The sequence below is a fragment of the Ruegeria sp. CG8 genome, assembly GCF_056537165.1.
The window spans coordinates 1-2499 of record NZ_JBQFRA010000010.1; the positions used below are offsets into that span (position 1 = coordinate 1).

The 2499-nt window shown below is 52.5% G+C and carries 2 tRNA genes and 1 rRNA gene; all 3 read right to left on the reverse strand.

The window, feature by feature from the left end:
* Positions 1 to 1823: ribosomal RNA gene (locus tag ACR0EF_RS18495) — 23S ribosomal RNA — on the reverse strand; the annotation flags it as partial.
* A gap of 333 nt (positions 1824 to 2156) precedes the next feature.
* Positions 2157 to 2232, reverse strand: a tRNA-Ala gene (locus tag ACR0EF_RS18500).
* Positions 2233 to 2365: 133 nt separating this feature from the next.
* Positions 2366 to 2442, reverse strand: a tRNA-Ile gene (locus ACR0EF_RS18505).
* Positions 2443 to 2499: the final 57 nt, after the last annotated feature.

The following is a 2499-nucleotide window of genomic DNA, read 5'->3' on the forward strand; positions in this document are numbered from 1 at the left end:
GGGAAGTCGTTACGCCATTCGTGCAGGTCGGAACTTACCCGACAAGGAATTTCGCTACCTTAGGACCGTTATAGTTACGGCCGCCGTTTACTGGGGCTTCAATTCGGTGCTTGCACACCTCCTCTTAACCTTCCAGCACCGGGCAGGCGTCAGACCCTATACGTCGCCTTGCGGCTTCGCAGAGCCCTGTGTTTTTGATAAACAGTCGCAACCCCCTATTCTGTGCCCCCGATACAAAGTTGCCTTCGTACCGGGCTCCCTTCTCGCGAACTTACGGGAGCAATTTGCCGAGTTCCTTCAGCACAGTTCTCTCAAGCGCCTTGGTATACTCTACCTGTCCACCTGTGTCGGTTTCGGGTACGGTCTTAGCGTGGGAGCTATTTCCAGGAACACCTTCACCGCATCTCCAATCCAATAAGGAGATACGATACACGGCATCCGTCACTACCCACTGGCCGGGGAATATTAACCCCGTTCCCATCGACTACGCCTTTCGGCCTCGCCTTAGGGGCCGGCTAACCCTGCGCCGATTAGCGTTGCGCAGGAACCCTTGGACTTTCGGCGAGAGGGTCTCTCACCCTCTTTATCGTTACTCATGTCAGCATTCGCACTTCTGATACTTCCAGGTGCCCTCACGGGTCACCCTTCATCAGCTTACAGAACGCTCCGCTACCGCGCATCAAAGATGCACCCGCAGTTTCGGTGTATGGCTTTAGCCCCGGTACATTTTCGGCGCAAAGACCCTTATTTAGACCAGTGAGCTGTTACGCTTTCTTTAAATGATGGCTGCTTCTAAGCCAACATCCTGGTTGTTTTGGGATCCTCACATCCTTTCCCACTTAGCCATAACTTAGGGACCTTAACTGGCGGTCAGGGTTGTTTCCCTCTCCACAATGGACGTTAGCACCCACTGTGTGTCTGCCCTGCAGTACTTCCTGGTATTCGGAGTTTGGTTAGGATCAGTAAGGCGGTGAGCCCCCATAGCCCATCCAGTGCTCTACCCCCAGGAGTATTCACAGGACGCTCTACCTAAATAGATTTCGCGGAGAACCAGCTATTTCCGAGTTTGATTGGCCTTTCACCCCTAGCCACAAGTCATCCCCGAATTTTTCAACATTCGTGGGTTCGGTCCTCCAGTGCGTGTTACCGCACCTTCAACCTGCTCATGGCTAGATCACTCGGTTTCGGGTCTAATCCAACGAACTAAAACGCCCTATTCAGACTCGCTTTCGCTGCGCCTACACCTATCGGCTTAAGCTTGCTCGTTAAATTAAGTCGCTGACCCATTATACAAAAGGTACGCTGTCACCCTTACGGGCTCCAACTGTTTGTAAGCATTCGGTTTCAGGTACTATTTCACTCCCCTCGTCGGGGTACTTTTCACCTTTCCCTCACGGTACTGGTGCGCTATCGGTCGACTAGGAGTACTTAGGCTTGGAGGGTGGTCCCCCCATGTTCAGACAGGATTTCACGTGTCCCGCCCTACTCAAGGATCATACTTCTTTCTACCCGTACGGGGCTATCACCCACTAAGGCCAAGTTTCCCAACTTGTTCCGGTTCTTAAAATATGACCACTGGCCTGGTCCGCGTTCGCTCGCCACTACTAGCGGAGTCTCGGTTGATGTCCTTTCCTCCGGGTACTGAGATGTTTCAGTTCTCCGGGTTTGCCCCCTTGCGGGTACCCTTGCGGGTGGGTTGCCCCATTCAGAAATCGCCGGATCAAAGCTTATTCGCAGCTCCCCGACGCTTATCGCAGCGTATCACGTCTTTCATCGCCTCTAGTCGCCAAGGCATCCACCAAATGCCCTTAAGACACTTGATCACTCTCATTAGCTATAATCACCAAGGATTATATCCAATCAAAGCAAAGCTTGATTTCAACTTGGCACACATTGAATAGATCAATATGTATCAAAGACATATGCATGCATATGTCTAGACCAGTTCATGAGACACAACTGGCGGGGCAGCGGTCAAGCGCCCCCATGACCACCCAAAGGGTGGCTAACTGGCTAGCTGTCACTTGCCACAAACCCAATAAAGGTTCTGGCGCGGCAAGCGGCCAATCATGTCTTCTCTTCAAAATGTCACAGAACAAGCAAGCCTTAGAACAAAGCTCGCAAAACGAATACTCTCTAAAGTAGATCAAGGAAAATGGTGGAGCCTAGGAGGATCGAACTCCTGACCTCCTGAATGCAAATCAGGCGCTCTCCCAGCTGAGCTAAGGCCCCGTTATTCTGGCCTCAAGCGCCGGCACCGACATCCGTCGGCTTGGCTTCCCTCGCATCAGCTCGGCAGACCCTTGGTCCTACTCACGCTGCGCGCTCGGATTGCGTGCCACAATTTCCAAAAACTTAAAAGATATGGTGGGTCGAGGAGGACTTGAACCTCCGACCTCACGCTTATCAGGCGTGCGCTCTAACCACCTGAGCTACCGACCCTTGGTTGCTGATGACCTCGCATAAGCTCGGCGGATCACTTGATCCTACTCGCTTACG